At 57.7% G+C, this 16,789-nt stretch carries 15 protein-coding genes and 4 tRNA genes; 4 read left to right on the forward strand and 15 right to left on the reverse strand.

Features of this window, described 5'->3' with window-relative positions; translation table 11 throughout:
• Entirely contained in the window at window positions 1–1,041 is a 1,041-nt protein-coding gene (locus AC1RME_RS10275; RefSeq protein ID WP_493091093.1) for an AraC family transcriptional regulator, read from the forward strand.
• A gap of 315 nt (window positions 1,042–1,356) precedes the next feature.
• On the opposite strand, the gene AC1RME_RS10280 is transcribed toward AC1RME_RS10275, so the two are convergent.
• The 11 genes from AC1RME_RS10280 to AC1RME_RS10330 form a co-directional block, all read right to left on the reverse strand.
• On the reverse strand, window positions 1,357–2,223 hold the full coding sequence (locus AC1RME_RS10280; protein WP_192558453.1) for a DUF2242 domain-containing protein: 867 nt from the start codon (window positions 2,221–2,223) through the stop codon (window positions 1,357–1,359).
• A gap of 226 nt (window positions 2,224–2,449) precedes the next feature.
• Window positions 2,450–4,321, reverse strand: a complete 1,872-nt coding sequence (locus tag AC1RME_RS10285) for a SurA N-terminal domain-containing protein (RefSeq protein WP_102621719.1) — start codon at window positions 4,319–4,321, stop codon at window positions 2,450–2,452.
• A 233-nt stretch (window positions 4,322–4,554) separates the two neighbouring features.
• Window positions 4,555–4,827 (reverse strand): HU family DNA-binding protein, encoded by a 273-nt coding sequence (locus AC1RME_RS10290; protein ID WP_096822334.1) that lies wholly within the window; start codon window positions 4,825–4,827, stop codon window positions 4,555–4,557.
• A 148-nt stretch (window positions 4,828–4,975) separates the two neighbouring features.
• Window positions 4,976–7,372 (reverse strand): endopeptidase La, encoded by a 2,397-nt coding sequence (lon, locus tag AC1RME_RS10295; protein ID WP_096822335.1) that lies wholly within the window; start codon window positions 7,370–7,372, stop codon window positions 4,976–4,978.
• Between the two features lie 162 nt (window positions 7,373–7,534).
• On the reverse strand, window positions 7,535–8,818 hold the full coding sequence (gene clpX, locus AC1RME_RS10300) for an ATP-dependent Clp protease ATP-binding subunit ClpX (RefSeq protein WP_007951558.1): 1,284 nt from the start codon (window positions 8,816–8,818) through the stop codon (window positions 7,535–7,537).
• A 112-nt stretch (window positions 8,819–8,930) separates the two neighbouring features.
• Window positions 8,931–9,566 (reverse strand): ATP-dependent Clp endopeptidase proteolytic subunit ClpP, encoded by a 636-nt coding sequence (clpP, locus tag AC1RME_RS10305; RefSeq protein WP_007951559.1) that lies wholly within the window; start codon window positions 9,564–9,566, stop codon window positions 8,931–8,933.
• A gap of 92 nt (window positions 9,567–9,658) precedes the next feature.
• On the reverse strand, window positions 9,659–10,969 hold the full coding sequence (gene tig / locus AC1RME_RS10310; RefSeq protein WP_011335037.1) for a trigger factor: 1,311 nt from the start codon (window positions 10,967–10,969) through the stop codon (window positions 9,659–9,661).
• Window positions 10,970–11,370: 401 nt separating this feature from the next.
• Window positions 11,371–11,446 (reverse strand) — tRNA-His (locus tag AC1RME_RS10315).
• Window positions 11,447–11,522: 76 nt separating this feature from the next.
• Window positions 11,523–11,607 (reverse strand) — tRNA-Leu (locus AC1RME_RS10320).
• A gap of 58 nt (window positions 11,608–11,665) precedes the next feature.
• A tRNA-His gene (locus tag AC1RME_RS10325) sits at window positions 11,666–11,741 on the reverse strand.
• Window positions 11,742–11,773: 32 nt separating this feature from the next.
• Window positions 11,774–11,850 (reverse strand) — tRNA-Arg (locus AC1RME_RS10330).
• Between the two features lie 274 nt (window positions 11,851–12,124).
• Between AC1RME_RS10330 and folD the strand changes: the two genes are divergently transcribed.
• Window positions 12,125–12,979, forward strand: coding sequence for a bifunctional methylenetetrahydrofolate dehydrogenase/methenyltetrahydrofolate cyclohydrolase FolD (gene folD / locus AC1RME_RS10335; RefSeq protein ID WP_085712473.1), 855 nt, complete (start codon window positions 12,125–12,127; stop codon window positions 12,977–12,979).
• 228 nt (window positions 12,980–13,207) lie between these two features.
• Entirely contained in the window at window positions 13,208–14,146 is a 939-nt protein-coding gene (gene pbpG / locus AC1RME_RS10340; RefSeq protein ID WP_096822336.1) for a D-alanyl-D-alanine endopeptidase, read from the forward strand.
• Between the two features lie 54 nt (window positions 14,147–14,200).
• On the opposite strand, the gene AC1RME_RS10345 is transcribed toward pbpG, so the two are convergent.
• Window positions 14,201–14,407: a hypothetical protein gene (locus tag AC1RME_RS10345; RefSeq protein ID WP_102621718.1), complete on the reverse strand. Its 207-nt coding sequence runs from the start codon at window positions 14,405–14,407 to the stop codon at window positions 14,201–14,203.
• A 96-nt stretch (window positions 14,408–14,503) separates the two neighbouring features.
• Window positions 14,504–15,175 (reverse strand): peptidase C39 family protein, encoded by a 672-nt coding sequence (locus AC1RME_RS10350; protein ID WP_493091095.1) that lies wholly within the window; start codon window positions 15,173–15,175, stop codon window positions 14,504–14,506.
• A 243-nt stretch (window positions 15,176–15,418) separates the two neighbouring features.
• Here AC1RME_RS10350 and AC1RME_RS10355 point away from each other — a divergent pair, with 243 nt between their 5' ends.
• On the forward strand, window positions 15,419–15,577 hold the full coding sequence (locus AC1RME_RS10355; protein WP_493091144.1) for a hypothetical protein: 159 nt from the start codon (window positions 15,419–15,421) through the stop codon (window positions 15,575–15,577).
• Window positions 15,578–15,652: 75 nt separating this feature from the next.
• Here the strand turns inward: AC1RME_RS10355 and AC1RME_RS10360 are convergent, their stop codons facing one another.
• Both AC1RME_RS10360 and AC1RME_RS10365 read right to left on the reverse strand, forming a co-directional pair.
• Complete coding sequence (locus tag AC1RME_RS10360) at window positions 15,653–16,402, reverse strand: TerC family protein (RefSeq protein WP_096822339.1); 750 nt, start codon at window positions 16,400–16,402, stop codon at window positions 15,653–15,655.
• A gap of 28 nt (window positions 16,403–16,430) precedes the next feature.
• Window positions 16,431–16,673: a hypothetical protein gene (locus AC1RME_RS10365; RefSeq protein WP_096822340.1), complete on the reverse strand. Its 243-nt coding sequence runs from the start codon at window positions 16,671–16,673 to the stop codon at window positions 16,431–16,433.
• Window positions 16,674–16,789 lie beyond the last annotated feature (116 nt).

The following is a 16,789-nucleotide window of genomic DNA, read 5'->3' on the forward strand; positions in this document are numbered from 1 at the left end:
ATGAAGCCGCTGCCGATGCGTCTCGGGGATCTGTCAGTGGGCTTCGTTCATAGCCTGGCCGATGCCGTGCGAAGCCATGACGCCGACCCGCAACCGCTGCTCGAACAATACGGCCTCGACGCAGCACGGCTGGCCGAGGCCGGGGCACGCTTGTCGATCCCGCGCTACATGCGCCTGGGCCATGGCGCGATCCAGTTGACCGGCGATCCGGCACTCGGTTTGCGCATGGGCCAGCTCAGTCGCCTGAGCCAGGCGGGATTGGCCGGCGTCACCGCAGCGCAGGCACCGACCGTGCGCGAAGCCGCCCGCTGCCTGACTCGCTTCGAACCGTTGTACGGTTCCAATTATCGCGGCCAGTCGAGTTTCCACGAGGATGCCAGCGGTGCCTGGCTGCGCTTCTACTCGATCAGCCCGTACAACGCCTACAACCGTTTTGTGGTGGATTCGATCATCGCCGGCTGGCTGCATCAGTTGTCCGGCGTCAGCCCCGAACCGCTGCGCGCCGAACGGATCGAAATCGAATTCGACACCCCGGATTATCGCGACGCCTATGCCGTACTCGGCGACTGCCCGATCCAGTTCGGCGCCGAGCACAATCAGCTGCGTCTGAGTCTCACCAGCCTGGCCGCACGCAACCCGGAGCATTGCCCCAGCACCTGGAAACATCTGCTGCAACTGTGTGAACGGGAACTGGAACAATTGACGCGAACCCGCAGCCTGCGCGAACGCATCACGCAATTGCTCGGACCGTTGCTCAATGGGGGTCGTGAACCCGACCTGGAAGAAGTGGCGGCGCGCCTGAAGCTGCCGACCTGGACGTTACGGCGAAAACTGGCCGAAGAAGGCACGCAGTTTCGCGCGATCCTCAACGACACTCGCCGTGATCTGGCGATGACCTACATCCGTGACACTGAACTGGCGTTCGGTGAAATCGCCTACCTGCTGGGTTTCGCCTCGGCCGAAGCTTTCCAGCGCGCCTTCAAGCGCTGGAACGGCCAGACGCCGGGCGAGTTTCGCCGCAGTCACCGCAAGACCGGTTGAAGCGTCAGAGCTCGGTGGCGTCTTCCGCAGGCTCCGGTGAATCCAGTTCGTAGGCCTGGAATTCGAGCAGTTCTTCTTGATAGTCATCCATCGTGTAATCCCCCTAACTGCTTTGCTGAAATGGCCTGGAGCAAATGACCCGTGCCTCGAGCATAAAGTGCCCGTATGAAGGAAAAATGAAACGCAGCCTTCATGAAATAAACGTAGCAGGCGGTCAGGGATTTATCGCGGGGATATTTTCAGAATGTGTGAACCGACATTTCAGATCACACAGAAATCGAAGCAGGAGCGACGTTGGGTCGCTCCCGCAACCGATCAATGCCCGGTTGGCATTGCCGGAATCGGCTCGGACGGCGGCGGCAGATCCGTCGGATTGGCCGGAGGCGTGATGACTTCCGTTGCCGGCGCTGCTGCTGGAACCAGCTCCGAACCTGGTGCCGGGGTGATCGGTGCTGCTTCAGCCGGTGGAACGACCGGCTCTGAACTGACCGGAGCCGGCTCTGCGGGGGCCGGTGTCGCAGCAGGTGCGGCGGCCGGGGCTGGGGCCGGAGTCGGTTCAGCCGCTGGCGTCGGAGCCAATGCGGCCGGCGCGGCCTTGGGTTCCGGCACGCCCAGATCGGCCTTCGGCTTCTCGGTGATGTGCGCAGCTTTCTTCGCATCTGCCGGCAGGAACAGCTCCACCAGGGTGAAGAAGCGCTCGTAGAATTTCTGCGAGGACACGGTTTCGCTGGCCACCTTGACCATCGAGTCGTCAGAGGAGCCGATCGGCATCGACACCGAGCCCAGCACGCCAACCCCCAGGCTGGCCGAGTTGTTGGTCTTCTTCAGCGCGTAGCGGTCCTGCAAGGCGTTGGCGAATACCGTGGCGTGGTGGCCAGCGCTACCATCATCGGCACACACGACGTTGAAGCTGATCTCCAAGTGGGTTTCACCGGTCTGCTGGAAACTCTTGTGTCCGCTGACCAGTTTCGGGTCGCTGCTGGTGATGATGTAGCCTTGGCTGAGCAACGCCCGGCGAGCCGCTTCGCAACTGGCGGTGTCGGTGACCGGGTAATTGCGCGAAAAGGTGCCGGAGTCGTCGAAGTTCTCATGCTCGTAGATAGGCTTGTCCTTGGAGCAGCCGGCAGCGGCGGTCAGCAACAACGCCAACCCGATGAAACGCACGGGAATAGAATTCAACATTAAACATCCTGAGGGAAAAACGGTCCGGGGCGTATTGTGCAACATATCGCTGCCCCGCGGCGTACGGATTAGTGTCTTAAAACAGTTACAACTCTACCGGTCATGGGTGCAGGGAAAAAGGCAAACCGGCCAATGGTCGATGAAAATCCTGTCACCCAGTGATTGATAGGCAAAAAAAAGCCCCGAATGTTCATCCGGGGCTCATTTTTTGTCGCTCAGTCAGGCATCAGAAACGCTTGATGTCCGCTTCGCTTTCCAGCTGCTTGCGGTACGCCGCGAAGTCCTGCTGGCCTTCACGCGAGGCGAGGAAGCGACGGTATTGCGCTTTCTCTTCATCGGTTGGCGCAGCGGCTTCGTTCACAGCGTTCAGGCGCACGATGGTCAGGCTGCCATCAGGCAGTGTCACGCTGCTGAAAGTCGGCTTGTCCTTGCCTGCCGGTTTCGGCATGCGGAACAGAGCTTGCAGCACGGCTGGATCAACACCTTCCTGGGCGCGGGTGGCCGCCTGGGTCACTTTCCAGTTCTGACCGTCGATGGCCTTGTCCAACGGGGTCTTGCCATCACGCAGACCGGCGATCAGTTGCTCGGCCTTGGTCTTGGCAGCAGCGCTGGCGTGCTCTTTGGCCAACTGAGTGCGAATGGCAGTCGCCACGGCTTCCAGCGGCAGTTGCGCAGGCTTGAGGTGTTCCTTGGCGCGCAGCACGATCACGGTTTCCGGATCCAGCTCGATGGCGGTGCTGTTGGCACCCTCTTCCAGTACTTCGGTGCTGAACGCTGCAGTCACCACGGCGCGGTTGGCTGCAACACCTTCACCACCTTCACGGCCGAACGGCTTGGAGGTGTGCACGGTCAGTTTCAGATCCTGCGCCGGCTGAGCCAGGTCAGACGATTCGAACGAAGAGTCTTCCAGTTGCTTGGTCGCCTCGACGAAACGTTGCTCGACCTGCTGGGTTTTCAGCTCGCGGGTCAACTTGTCTTTCAGGCTGGCGAAAGTCGGAACTTCCGGTGCTTCGACGCCCAGCAGCTTGATCAGGTGGAAACCGAAGTCGGTGCGAACCGGCTCGGACACTTGATCCTTGTTCAACGAATACAGGGCTTTTTCGAAAGCCGGATCGTAAACGCCAGGACCGGCATAACCCAGGTCGCCGCCATTGTTGGCCGAACCCGGATCCTGCGAGAACTCCTTGGCCAGCGCTTCGAACTTCTCACCCTTGGCCAGGCGTGCCTGAATGTCTTCGATCTTCGCCTTGGCCTGAGCCTCGGTGGTCTTGTCGTTCACTTCGATCAGAATATGCGCCGCACGACGCTGTTCCGACAGGTTGGCGATCTCTTTCTGATACGCCGCCTGCAGGTCTTCGTCCTTGACGGCGACCTGGTCGAAGAAAGAAGCCTTCTTCAGCTCGAGGTAATCGATGACCACCTGATCCGGGGTCATGAATTCCTTGGCATGTTCGTCGTAGTAAGCCTTGACCTCATCGTCGGTCAGCTTCACTGCCGCCGGGTCAGCCTTGATGCTCAGCGAGGCGAAGTCACGGGTCTGTTTTTCCAGACGGGCGAAGGCCAGCACTTGAGCGTCAGTCACGAAACCGCTGCCCGCCACACCGGCGCGCAGTTGGCCGATCAGCATTTCCTGAGCCAGCATCTGGCGGAATTGCATGCGGCTGTAGCCCAGTTGACGGATCACCTGGTCGAAACGGTCGGAACTGAACTTGCCGTCAACCTGGAATTCAGGTGTTTGCAGGATCACTTGGTCCAGCGCCGCTTCGGAGAAAGCGAACTTCGATTTTTCTGCGCCTTGCAGCAGCAGCTTGCGATCGATCAGACCCTTGAGGGCCGACTCGCGCAGCATTTTTTCGTCGAGCAAGGAAGCATCGAAGTCCTTGCCCAGCTGTTGCATCAGCTGACGGCGTTGCATGTCAACGGCCTGGCTCAGCTCGTTCTGGCTGATTTCTTCACCATTGACCTTGGCCGCCTCGTTGGTGTGAGTCGTGGCCTTGAAAATGGCGTCGAAACCGGTCAGAGCCATCAGTGCAACGATGACCCCGATAATGGTCTTGGCAATCCAGCCTTGTGAATTGTCCCTGATATTCTGCAGCATGCGTCCCCCAGAAACGGTTGAACTTCAAAAATTAGGCAACCGTGGAGCGTGGGTAGAATCCGGATAGAAGAAAGGCGCATCCGAGGATGCGCCTTCTCGTAACTGGCGGAGCGGACAGGGCTCGAACCCTCGATCCCGGTGTAGCAGGCAATTATTCCAAACCGCCTGCTCTACCGCTCCGCTGCCAAGTCAGGCATGACCCCGACCCGGATGGGTAAAAACCTGAATCAAACTTAGTTGACGGCTTCTTTCAGGGCTTTACCGGCTTTGAAACCTGGCTTTTTGGCAGCAGCGATTTCCAGAGTCTTGCCGGTCTGTGGGTTACGACCAACGCGAGCTGGACGATCAGTTACGGAGAAAGTACCGAAACCAACCAGAACTACGGAGTCGCCAGCCTTGAGAGCGCCAGTGACGGATTCGATTACAGCGTCCAGCGCACGGCCAGCAGCAGCTTTCGGGATATCAGCGGATGCAGCGATAGCATCAATCAGTTCCGACTTGTTCACTCTAAGTCCCCTTATATCTATTTGAGTATGATTCTAAGTTTTTTGGTGAAAGCAAAAACGAGTGCTGAATGGCCTACAGACACTTAAGAGCCGCTTTATAACAAGGGCTCTAAAAAGCTGTCAAGGAAGCCCCCCAGGCAAAAGCGTATTAATGCGTGCTAATTCTTTCCTTAGAGTCAGACTCACGTTTTTCGTCCTTGGCAACTATCTCCGGAGCCACATCCGGCAAGGGCTCCGGCGCGTATTGCAGCGCAATTTGCAGGACCTCGTCAATCCATTTAACCGGTTTGATCTGCAGATCCTGCTTGATATTGTCAGGAATCTCCTTCAGATCGCGCACGTTCTCTTCCGGAATAATCACTGTCTTGATTCCGCCACGGTGAGCGGCCAGCAGTTTTTCCTTCAGACCACCAATGGCGAGGACTTGACCACGCAGGGTGATCTCGCCGGTCATGGCGACATCGGCACGCACAGGAATACCCGTCAAAGCCGACACCAGCGCAGTACACATGCCTACACCGGCGCTAGGACCGTCTTTCGGCGTAGCCCCTTCCGGCATGTGAATGTGCGTGTCGCGCTTCTCGTGGAAGTCCAGGGGAATGCCCAGGCTCTTGGCACGGCTGCGCACCACGGTCAGGGCCGCAGTGATCGATTCGACCATTACGTCACCCAGCGAACCGGTCTTGATCAGTTGACCTTTACCCGGTACGACAGCGGCTTCGATGGTCAGCAGTTCGCCGCCGACCTGAGTCCAGGCAAGGCCGGTCACCTGACCGATCTGATCCTGTTGCTCGGCCAGACCGTAGCGGAATTTGCGGACACCGAGGAAGTGTTCCAGCAGATCAGCTGTCACTTTCACCGAGAAGCGTTTTTCCAGTGCATGCTCTTTCACTGCCTTGCGGCAGACCTTGGCAATCTGCCGCTCGAGGCCACGCACACCGGCTTCACGGGTGTAGTAACGGATGATGTCGCGGATCGCTTCCTCGTCGAATTCCAGCTCGCCTTTCTTCAGGCCGTTAGCTGCAATCTGCTTTGGCGACAGGTACTTGACGGCGATGTTGATCTTTTCGTCTTCGGTGTAGCCCGGCAGACGGATCACTTCCATCCGGTCGAGCAGCGCCGGCGGAATGTTCATCGAGTTCGAGGTGCACAGGAACATCACATCCGACAGGTCGTAATCGACTTCCAGATAGTGATCGTTGAAGTTGTGGTTCTGCTCCGGATCGAGCACTTCCAGCAACGCCGACGCCGGATCGCCACGCATATCGCTGCCCATCTTGTCGATTTCATCGAGCAGGAACAGCGGGTTGCGGACGCCCACCTTTGTCATCTTTTGAATCAATCTTCCTGGCATCGAACCGATGTAAGTCCGACGATGGCCACGGATTTCCGCTTCGTCCCGCACGCCGCCGAGGGCCATGCGCACGAATTTACGGTTGGTGGCGTGGGCAATCGACTCCGCCAGCGAGGTTTTACCCACGCCCGGAGGACCGACCAGGCACAACACCGGGCCACGAATCTTCTTCACGCGCTTCTGCACAGCGAGGTATTCAAGGATGCGCTCCTTGACCTCTTCGAGGCCGTAGTGATCGGCATCGAGAATGTCTTCAGCACGAGCCAGGTCCAGACGCACCTTGCTCTGAGCCTTCCACGGCACCTGCACCAGCCAGTCGATGTAGGAGCGCACGACGGTGGCTTCAGCCGACATCGGCGACATCTGCTTGAGTTTGTTCAGCTCGGCAGTGGCCTTGGCCAGCGCGTCTTTCGGCAGGCCAGCGGCATCGATTCGCTTTTTCAGGTCTTCGATTTCGTTGTGGCCTTCGTCGCTGTCGCCGAGCTCTTTCTGAATGGCCTTCATCTGCTCATTCAGGTAGTACTCGCGCTGACTGCGCTCCATTTGCTTCTTGACGCGGCCACGGATGCGTTTTTCGACCTGCAGCAGATCGATTTCAGCATCCAGCAAGGCCAGGACGTGCTCGACACGTGCCGGCAGCTCGATGATTTCGAGGATTTCCTGCTTCTGCTCGATCTTCAGCGCCATGTGCGCGGCCATGGTGTCTACCAGACGGCCAGGCTCATCGATGCTGTTGAGCGACGACAGGACTTCAGCCGGGACTTTCTTGCCCAACTGAACATATTGTTCGAACTGCGACAGCAGCGTGCGCACGAAGACTTCGGACTCGCGCTCAGCGGCGTCGACTTCATCAATCAGCGACACTTCGGCGCGGCAATGGCCGTCGACTTCGCTGAAACGCTCGACAGCGCCACGCTGCTCGCCCTCGACCAGAACCTTGACGGTGCCGTCAGGCAGCTTGAGCAGTTGCAGAACGGTGGCGATGGTGCCAACGCGATACAGAGCGTCTTCTCCGGGATCATCGTCAGCCGGGTTTCTCTGGGCCAGCAGCAGGATCTGCTTGTCGCCCGTCATCGCGGCCTCGAGGGCTTCGATGGATTTCTCGCGCCCCACGAACAGCGGGATAACCATGTGCGGATACACAACGACATCACGCAATGGCAGGAGAGGCAATTCGATGGTGGTCTTCATGATTTCGCCTCTACGGCGGCCATATGGCCGTAATCAGATGGAATTAAGCTTGAAACCAAGATGGGGGCTGCTTCCAAAAAAAACAAGCGCTATGAGGACGTTAAAATTTCTTAAAAAAAAAGAGGCCCGAAGGCCCCTTCTTTATTCCAGCAGACTGGACGCTTAGGCGTCCGGCGCTGCCTTGGCAGCCGGCTCACTGTTTTCGTAGATATACAGTGGCTTGGACTTGCCTTCGATCACGCTTTCATCGATCACGACTTTGCTCACCTCGGACTGCGAGGGGATTTCATACATCGTGTCGAGCAGCACACCTTCGAGAATCGAACGCAGGCCACGGGCACCGGTTTTACGTTCCAGGGCACGTTTGGCGACCGATTTCAGCGCGTCGGAACGGAATTCCAGATCCACGCCTTCCATCTCGAACAGCTTGGCATACTGCTTGGTCAGGGCATTTTTCGGCTCGGTGAGAATCTGCATCAATGCAGCCTCATCCAGCTCGTCCAGCGTCGCGAGGACCGGCAGACGACCGACGAATTCCGGGATCAGACCGAACTTGACCAGATCGTCAGGCTCGACTTCACGCAGGGATTCACCGACTTTCTTGCCTTCTTCCTTGCTGCGTACTTCTGCGTTGAAACCGATGCCACCTTTGGTGGAACGGTTTTGAATCACTTTCTCCAGACCGGAGAACGCACCACCGCAGATGAACAGGATGTTACGGGTGTCAACCTGCAGGAACTCCTGCTGCGGATGCTTGCGACCACCTTGCGGCGGAACGGAAGCGACCGTGCCTTCGATCAACTTGAGCAAGGCCTGCTGCACGCCTTCACCGGAAACGTCCCGGGTGATCGACGGGTTGTCGGACTTGCGCGAAATCTTGTCGATTTCATCGATGTAGACAATGCCCATCTGGGCCTTTTCCACGTCGTAATCGCACTTCTGCAGCAGCTTCTGAATGATGTTCTCGACGTCTTCACCCACATAACCCGCCTCGGTGAGGGTGGTTGCGTCGGCGATGGTGAACGGAACGTTCAGCAAGCGGGCCAAAGTTTCGGCCAGCAGGGTTTTACCGGAGCCTGTCGGGCCGATCAGCAGGATGTTGCTCTTGCCGAGTTCGACGTCGTCAGCCTTTTTGTCACGCTGGTTCAGACGCTTGTAGTGGTTGTACACCGCTACCGCCAGAACCTTCTTTGCACGCTCCTGACCGATTACGTACTGGTCAAGGATGCCGCTGATTTCTTTAGGCGAAGGCAATTTATGCGCGCTGCTTTCGGCCTGTGCTTCCTGCACCTCCTCACGGATGATGTCATTGCACAGGTCGACGCACTCGTCGCAGATAAAGACCGAGGGGCCGGCAATCAATTTGCGCACTTCATGCTGGCTTTTGCCACAGAAGGAGCAATAGAGCAGCTTGCCGTTGTCCTCGCCGTTGCGGGTGTCAGTCATTCGTTCGATCCAAATCCGATAGGCTTGCAACACAAGATGAAGGCTATTGCGGGCTTTTTCAAGCCCGCCGCTGATCGGACCAGCCGACCAGGCCTATTTCGAGCTGCTTATTTTAAGCTGGACGCTGGTTGATCACTTCGTCGATCAAGCCATATTCCTTCGCAGCTTCTGCACTCATGAAGTTGTCGCGGTTGGTATCGCGCTCGATTTCTTCCAGAGTGCGACCGCTGTGCTTGGCCATCAGCGTGTTGAGACGCTCGCGGATGAAAAGGATTTCCTTGGCGTGGATTTCGATATCCGACGCCTGGCCCTGGAAACCGCCCAGTGGCTGGTGAATCATCACACGCGAGTTTGGCAGGCAGAAGCGCTTGCCTGGAGCACCTGCGGTCAGCAGGAATGCGCCCATGCTGCACGCCTGGCCGATGCAGGTGGTCGACACGTTTGGCTTGATGAATTGCATGGTGTCGTAGATCGACATGCCCGCAGTCACCGAACCGCCCGGGGAGTTGATATAAAGATGGATGTCCTTGTCCGGGTTTTCCGCTTCAAGGAACAGCAATTGCGCGCAAATCAGGTTGGCCATGTAGTCCTCTACAGGACCCACCAGAAAGATCACTCGCTCCTTCAGAAGACGCGAATAAATGTCATAGGCGCGCTCGCCACGAGCGGACTGCTCGACAACCATCGGGACCAGGCCGCCGGCGGCCTGGATATCAGAGTTCTGCTGAATATACGAATTTCGGAACATGCTCTGCAGTCACTCCCAAATAGTTATGTCTTGAATACGCATAAGCCAGCTCGAAAGCTGGCTTATGGTGTGTGCTTCTAACGCAAAAACAATCAGTCGGCTTTTGGAGCTTCTACCGGCTTGACCGCTTCTTCGTAAGAGACCGATTTGTCGGTCACACTGGCTTTCTGCAGAACAGTATCCACAACTTGTTCTTCCAGCACAACCGAACGGACTTCGTTCAGTTGCTGCTCGTTCTTGTAGTACCAGGACACAACCTGCTCAGGCTCTTGGTAAGCCGAAGCCATTTCCTGGATCATTTCGCGAACGCGGGCTTCGTCTGGCTTCAGGTCGAATTGCTTGACCACTTCAGCCACGATCAGACCCAGCACAACGCGGCGCTTGGCTTGTTCTTCGAACAGCTCGGCCGGCAGTTGGTCAGGCTTGATGTTGCCGCCGAACTGCTGAACAGCCTGCACGCGCAGACGGTCAACTTCGTTGGACAGCAGAGCCTTTGGCACTTCGATCGGGTTGGTGGCCAGCAGACCGTCCATTACCTGATTCTTGACCTTGGATTTGATCGCCTGACGCAGTTCACGCTCCATGTTCTTGCGAACTTCGGTGCGGAAGCCGTCGATGCCGCTTTCCTTGATACCGAACTGGGCGAAGAACTCTTCGTTCAGCTCTGGCAGTTTTGGCTCGGAAACGGTGTTGACGGTCACGGTGAACTCGGCGGTTTTGCCAGCCAGGTCCAGGTTCTGATAGTCCTCTGGGAAGGTCAGGTTCAGAACGCGCTCTTCGCCAGCTTTAGCGCCGACCAGGCCTTCTTCGAAGCCTGGGATCATGCGGCCGGAACCCAGCACCAGCTGAGTGCCCTTGGCGGAACCGCCAGCGAATACTTCGCCGTCAACCTTGCCAACGAAATCGATGTTCAGTTGGTCTTCGTTCTGGGCAGCGCGATCGGCCACTTCGAAACGGGTGTTCTGCTTGCGCAGGATGTCCAGCATCTTGTCCAGATCGGCGTCAGCCACGTCAGCGCTCAGACGCTCAACGGTGATACCTTCGAAGCCGGCAACGGTGAACTCTGGGAACACTTCGAATACGGCTACGTATTCCAGGTCCTTGCCAGCTTCGAGCGACTTAGGCTCGATCGACGGCGAACCGGCCGGGTTCAGCTTCTGCTCAACCACAGCTTCGTAGAAGGAGGACTGGATCACGTCGCCGATCGCTTCCTGGCGCGCATCAGCACCGAAACGGCGCTTGATTTCGCTCATTGGCACTTTGCCTGGACGGAAGCCAGCAATCTTGGCCTTTTGGGCAGTCTGCTGCAGACGCTTGTTGACCTGAGTCTCGATGCGCTCAGCCGGCACGGTGATGCTCATGCGGCGCTCAAGAGCAGTAGTATTTTCAACAGAAACTTGCATGGATATTCCTCGTTGCACAGACGTTAGCCGGCCGTTTCCGACCCAAGAATCAAGGGCATGCATTCTAGTGGGTCAAACTCAAGAAGTCACCCTACTGAAAACGGGTAAGAAAACAGCAGGCAATTTGAAGGCGGGGACAAACGGTTGCGCCTCGCCCTGTTAGCAAATACAGCCAATCAAGCCAGGGCTCTGCGCCAACCTCTTCTATATATAGAGGCGGTTGAATCATCTCCCTGACAGCCAACCTCGCAAGCAAGGTCGGCGGGCAGCGCAGCATCATCGAGCAACATTAATACGACGAAGCGCCCTGCCCTGCGACCCGAAACCGGCAGTCGCCGAAATACTCGAAACCGTAAAACAAAAAAGGCGCCAGACTGTTAAGTCTGGCGCCTTTCGAAATATGGGGTGGACGATGGGGATCGAACCCACGACAACGGGAGTCACAATCCCGTGCTCTACCAACTGAGCTACGCCCACCATATTGCGTGCCAAAGAAGCCAAACAACTTCTTTGTAGAACTTCACCCTACCAACGGCATGAATGAAGCTTTGATTGGTGCGGATGAAGAGACTCGAACTCTTACGCCTCGCGGCGCTGGAACCTAAATCCAGTGTGTCTACCAATTCCACCACATCCGCGGATGAAGCTTTTTAAAGCAAAGGCGCCAGACTGTTACATCTGGCGCCTTTCGAAATATGGGGTGGACGATGGGGATCGAACCCACGACAACGGGAGTCACAATCCCGTGCTCTACCAACTGAGCTACGCCCACCATATCGCGTTACTTGTGCCAAAGCTGCCTAATGGCGCACCCGGCAGGACTCGAACCTGCGACCATCCGCTTAGAAGGCGGATGCTCTATCCAGCTGAGCTACGGGCGCCTTGTTAGCTGTACCCTTGGAGGACTACAAACTAAGTGCTTTCCAGTCTCGCAGAACCTTGATTCCGCTCAACCTTCTTAACCAGTGCTAGGCTGTGCCCGACAAGTGCGACGAATAGTATAGAGCGACCTGCAGGTCGTCAAATCCTTTTTAAAAAAAATTCATTTAATTAAAGGGCTTAGGGGAATTTGCTGACCAAGCGCCTTTGCCCTCACCGTCTGACATGCGAGAATGCGTTCTCTTTTTTTCCCCTCTCGATGGTTAATCACGCGCAATGACTGCACAACTAATCGACGGCAAATCAATCGCCGCCAGCCTGCGCCAGCAGATCGCCCAACGGGTAGCCGAACGTCGCGAGCAAGGCTTGCGCACTCCCGGCCTCGCGGTGATCCTGGTCGGCAGCGATCCTGCCTCTCAGGTTTATGTCTCGCACAAGCGTAAAGACTGTGAAGAGGTCGGCTTCCTCTCTCAAGCCTACGACCTGCCTTCTGAAACCACTCAAGAAGCGCTGACCGATCTGATCGATCGACTGAACGACGACCCGGCAATCGACGGCGTTCTGCTTCAACTTCCGCTGCCTGAGCACCTGGACGCCTCCAAACTGCTGGAACGCATCCGCCCGGACAAGGACGTCGATGGTTTCCATCCTTATAACGTCGGCCGCCTGGCCCAGCGCATTCCGCTGCTGCGCCCCTGCACCCCGAAAGGCATCATGACCTTGCTGGAAAGCACCGGTGTCGATCTGTACGGGATGGACGCCGTGGTTGTCGGCGCTTCCAACATCGTCGGTCGCCCGATGGCCATGGAGCTGCTGCTGGCCGGCTGCACCGTGACCGTGACCCACCGCTTCACCAAGGACCTGGCCGGTCACGTCGGCCGCGCCGATCTGGTGGTGGTGGCTGCCGGCAAGCCGGGCCTGGTCAAGGGCGAGTGGATCAAGGAAGGCGCGATCGTGATCGACGTCGGCATCAACCGTCAGGACGACGGCAAACTGGTCGGTGACGTCGTGTACGAAACCGCCCTGCCCCGCGCTGGCTGGATCACTCCAGTACCAGGCGGCGTCGGCCCGATGACCCGTGCCTGCCTGCTGGAAAACACGCTGTACGCGGCAGAAACCCTGCACGCCTGAGGCGCTTTTCCCGCACTCCCGAAACCCCGCCTCGTGCGGGGTTTTTCATATCCTCGAAAAAACCTTTACCGTTCGCCGGAAACCCCTATTTTCACAGGGCTTTTCACGACTTTTTCATGCCCCACAAACAACCATCGACAGATCTTCAGCCATACTCCTAGAATGCGTCGTTTTACGACACAGTCCGTTACAAATAACGGCATTTCCAACCTTCATGAGTTCGCCCGCGTGAATATTCGTCTGTCCATCCTGAGCCTGGTTTTTGCATTTTCAGGCACGCTCCTCACGCCAACGGTCAACGCCGCCGAAACCACCGCTGCCCCCCGAGACGCCTCGCAACTGAAAATCGCCTCTGGCAGCGCCCTGCTGATGGATCTGCAGACCAATAAAGTCATCTACTCCAGCAATCCGGACGTGATCGTGCCGATCGCCTCCGTCAGCAAGTTGATGACCGGTCTGGTCGTGGTTGAAGCTCACCAGAACATGGACGAATGGATTGACGTCGACATCAGCCATACCCCGGAAATGAAGGGCGTGTTTTCCCGGGTCAAACTGCGCAGCGAATTGCCGCGCCGAGAGATGCTGCTGATTGCCCTGATGTCCTCGGAAAACCGCGCAGCGGCCAGCCTGGCCCACCACTACCCAGGCGGCTATGTGGCATTCATCGCGGCGATGAACGCCAAGGCCAAGGCGCTGGGCATGACCAGCACCCACTTCGTCGAGCCGACCGGCCTGTCGGAACGCAACGTTTCCACCGCCCGCGACCTGAGCAAGTTGCTGATGGCCGCGCAAAAACATCCGATCCTCAGCGAGCTCACCACCACCAAGGAAAAAACCGTGTCGTTCCGCAAACCCAACTACACCTTGGGTTTCCGCAACACCGACCACTTGGTCAACAAAGCCGACTGGGACATCAAGATCACCAAAACCGGCTTCACCAATCCGGCCGGCCACTGCCTGGTGCTTGTGACCAGGATGAGCAACCGTCCGGTCGCCCTGGTCATTCTCGACGCCTTCGGCAAGTACACCCACTTTGCCGATGCGAGCCGCATCCGCAGCTGGATGGAAACCGGCAGAAGCACCAACGTTCCGGCGGTGGCTCAGCAATACAAGGCCGAGAAGAACCTCAAGGGTCGCCACAGCGGCGTCGTCGAAGCCTCCAAGTAATCCGCGACACAAGAAAAAGCCCCGAACCTTCGGGGCTTTTTTTCGTCTGCTGGATCAGTCGTTGGGCAGCGGCATCTGGTCATCATCGGGAATGCCGTCACCGGCACTTGGATCGCGCCGATGTTCCGGTGTCACGACGGCGGGACGAGCCAGCGGATCACGCAGCGGGCTGTCCGGGTCCAGCACCGGATCAACGTCCGGTTCCGGCGTCGTCGGCACACTGTCCGGTTTATGGTCGTCGAAGCTCGAATCGGTACTCATACGCACCTCTCATTCGGGTCATCACCCGAAAAATCGGGCGTTACCTTTAAGAGCTTAGCCCCGCGCCATCGTGCCCGTCAGAAGACGGACGGAACCTCATTTCGCTTCCAGCGCCTTGCGGGCCTGTGCCGCCTCGCGCTCCTGACCGGCCTGTGCCAGTTCATCAGCCGCTTTCAACCAACGCTGGCGATCGACCGCTGCGGGGATCTGCGAAGGCTTCTGAATCAATACTGCCCAGCCACCCGACTTCTCGAGCGCCGACTCAAAAGAGCTGAAACTCATCAGTTCGCGGCGGTTCATCCCGGCGCGCAGCAGCACCTTCTGCTTTTTGCGGTCGTAGCCAGAGAGGATCGCGTAACGCGGCTCGGCCCAGAACGCCGAACCCTCGCTGAAGCGCACCATCACCGGATAACCGGCCGCCACCTGGGTCAGCAGCGCGGGCAACTGGCTGTCCAACGGATAGACCACCATGCCGTACTCGCGGGCCAGGTTCTGCATATTCTGCTGCAACTTGTCTTCGGCGCCCGGCAAATGCAGCGGTTTTTCCAACAGGCCCGGCGTGATCATGACGCCCTGTTGCGACAGCAGACTGGCCAGCACTTGTGGCCCGCTCTGATTGGCTTCACCGCGATAGAAAGTGCCGCTGAGCTCAACGCGCTCCGGCAGGCGCTGGATCTCGGGTGCCACACTGCCCGCACAACCCACCAATGCTGTCACGCAACCGGCTACCAGCAACGCCATGCGAATCCGGGAAAATAGCTGCACCATCGTCACTCTCTTGATCAGTTACCGGTCATCGTGTTCCGGCTTGGTCGAGGATCATAGGACGGCGTAACGCTGCGGTATAGCCCAAAGGGGCAGATGCATCGCCTGCATAGAGCGAAGTGATTGGTCACCACCGACCTTTGGTCAATAGCCTGAAACACGCCAGCGACTAGACTGTCATCCAGACAAGCGCAAAAGAGCGAGCGCCCGACGCAGGGCAAAGAGGAGGCACAGATGAGCCTGACCATGACCATCATAATGCTGATTGCCGGCTGGCTGGCCGTCGCCGCCGCCATGCTGTGGGGCGTGCTGCGGATTTCCCGGCGCCACCATCACCACCCTGCACAACCCGCACCGATCAAGAAAGTCGAGAAACACAGCACCCGTCACGCCACCGCGCACTGACCTCCTGTAACCGACTCAAACAAAAAAGGCCGCCTGGACTCTCGCGAGTTCAGGCGGCCTTTGGTTTTTCAGCGATTACGCTTCGGCAGTCAGTTTCTTCTGTTTGGCGCGGCGCGACATCATGTTCAGCACTTCAATCGAAGCCGAGAACGCCATGGCGGCATACACATAACCTTTCGGTACGTGGGCGCCGAAGCCTTCGGCGATCAGCGTCATGCCGATCATGATCAGGAAGCCCAGGGCCAACATCACCACCGTCGGGTTGTCGTTGATGAACTTGGCCAGCGGATCAGCCGCAAACAGCATCACCAGCACCGAAACCACCACCGCGATCACCATGATCGGCAAGTGTTCGGTCATGCCGACCGCGGTAATGATGCTGTCGATCGAGAACACCATGTCCAGCATCAGGATCTGCCCGATGGCGGCAGCAAAGCCCAGGGTCACTGTCGACGTCGCGGACTTCGGATCTTCCGGCGCCGGGTCCATGCTGTGATGGATCTCGGTCGTCGCTTTCCACACCAGGAACAGGCCACCGGCGATCAGGATCATGTCCTTCCAGGAGAACGCCTGGCCGAGGATCTCGATGACCGGCGCGGTCAACTGAACGATGAACGCGATGGTGCTCAGCAAGGCCAGACGCATGATCAGCGCCATGCCGATGCCCAGGCGACGGGCCTTCTGCCGGTACTGCTCGGGCAGTTTGTTGGTCAGGATCGAGATGAAGATCAGGTTATCGATGCCCAGCACGATTTCCATCACCACCAGTGTGGCCAAGGCAATCCAGGCGGTCGGGCTGGAAGCGAGTTCTAACAGATATTCCATGGGTCAGTCCTGACTCTTGTAAGACGATTTAGATGGTCTTGGAGGAAGATTCGGATTTTTCCGCGTCTTTTTCCGGGTCTTCTTTTTTCTCGACCAGGCCGCCAGTGGCCTCGCTGAGCGCTTGTTCAGCGGCTTTGTGCGTGTCGTCGATCGCCTGCTTGGCGCTCTCGGCCGCCTTGCCCATCAACTGCTGGGCGCTTTTTTCAGCCTGGTCGCAACCCGCCATAAGCAGTAAAGACGTAAACATCAGTGCCGGGATCGTGTATTTCATGAGGTTTCCTTCCAATGAACAGACAGGGTCACAGACCACTCGTCGATGGCTGGGCATTCTAGGGAGACAAACACTTCAGGAAAATTCGTATTTTTAGCGGCTATACTTCGATTTAT

This window comes from Pseudomonas sp. GW822-FHT03F08 (assembly GCF_058801265.1).

Bases quoted from the DNA above. Each gene is read 5' to 3' on its own strand.
- AC1RME_RS10275 (WP_493091093.1), top strand. From the start codon at position 1: ATGAAGCCGCTGCCGATGCGTCTCGGGGATCTGTCAGTGGGCTTCGTT.
- AC1RME_RS10280 (WP_192558453.1), bottom strand. From the start codon at position 2,223: ATGTTGAATTCTATTCCCGTGCGTTTCATCGGGTTGGCGTTGTTGCTG.
- AC1RME_RS10285 (WP_102621719.1), bottom strand. From the start codon at position 4,321: ATGCTGCAGAATATCAGGGACAATTCACAAGGCTGGATTGCCAAGACC.
- lon (WP_096822335.1), bottom strand. From the start codon at position 7,372: ATGAAGACCACCATCGAATTGCCTCTCCTGCCATTGCGTGATGTCGTT.
- clpX (WP_007951558.1), bottom strand. From the start codon at position 8,818: ATGACTGACACCCGCAACGGCGAGGACAACGGCAAGCTGCTCTATTGC.
- clpP (WP_007951559.1), bottom strand. From the start codon at position 9,566: ATGTTCCGAAATTCGTATATTCAGCAGAACTCTGATATCCAGGCCGCC.
- tig (WP_011335037.1), bottom strand. From the start codon at position 10,969: ATGCAAGTTTCTGTTGAAAATACTACTGCTCTTGAGCGCCGCATGAGC.
- folD (WP_085712473.1), top strand. From the start codon at position 12,125: ATGACTGCACAACTAATCGACGGCAAATCAATCGCCGCCAGCCTGCGC.
- AC1RME_RS10345 (WP_102621718.1), bottom strand. From the start codon at position 14,407: ATGAGTACCGATTCGAGCTTCGACGACCATAAACCGGACAGTGTGCCG.
- AC1RME_RS10350 (WP_493091095.1), bottom strand. From the start codon at position 15,175: ATGGTGCAGCTATTTTCCCGGATTCGCATGGCGTTGCTGGTAGCCGGT.
- AC1RME_RS10355 (WP_493091144.1), top strand. From the start codon at position 15,419: ATGACCATCATAATGCTGATTGCCGGCTGGCTGGCCGTCGCCGCCGCC.
- AC1RME_RS10360 (WP_096822339.1), bottom strand. From the start codon at position 16,402: ATGGAATATCTGTTAGAACTCGCTTCCAGCCCGACCGCCTGGATTGCC.
- AC1RME_RS10365 (WP_096822340.1), bottom strand. From the start codon at position 16,673: ATGAAATACACGATCCCGGCACTGATGTTTACGTCTTTACTGCTTATG.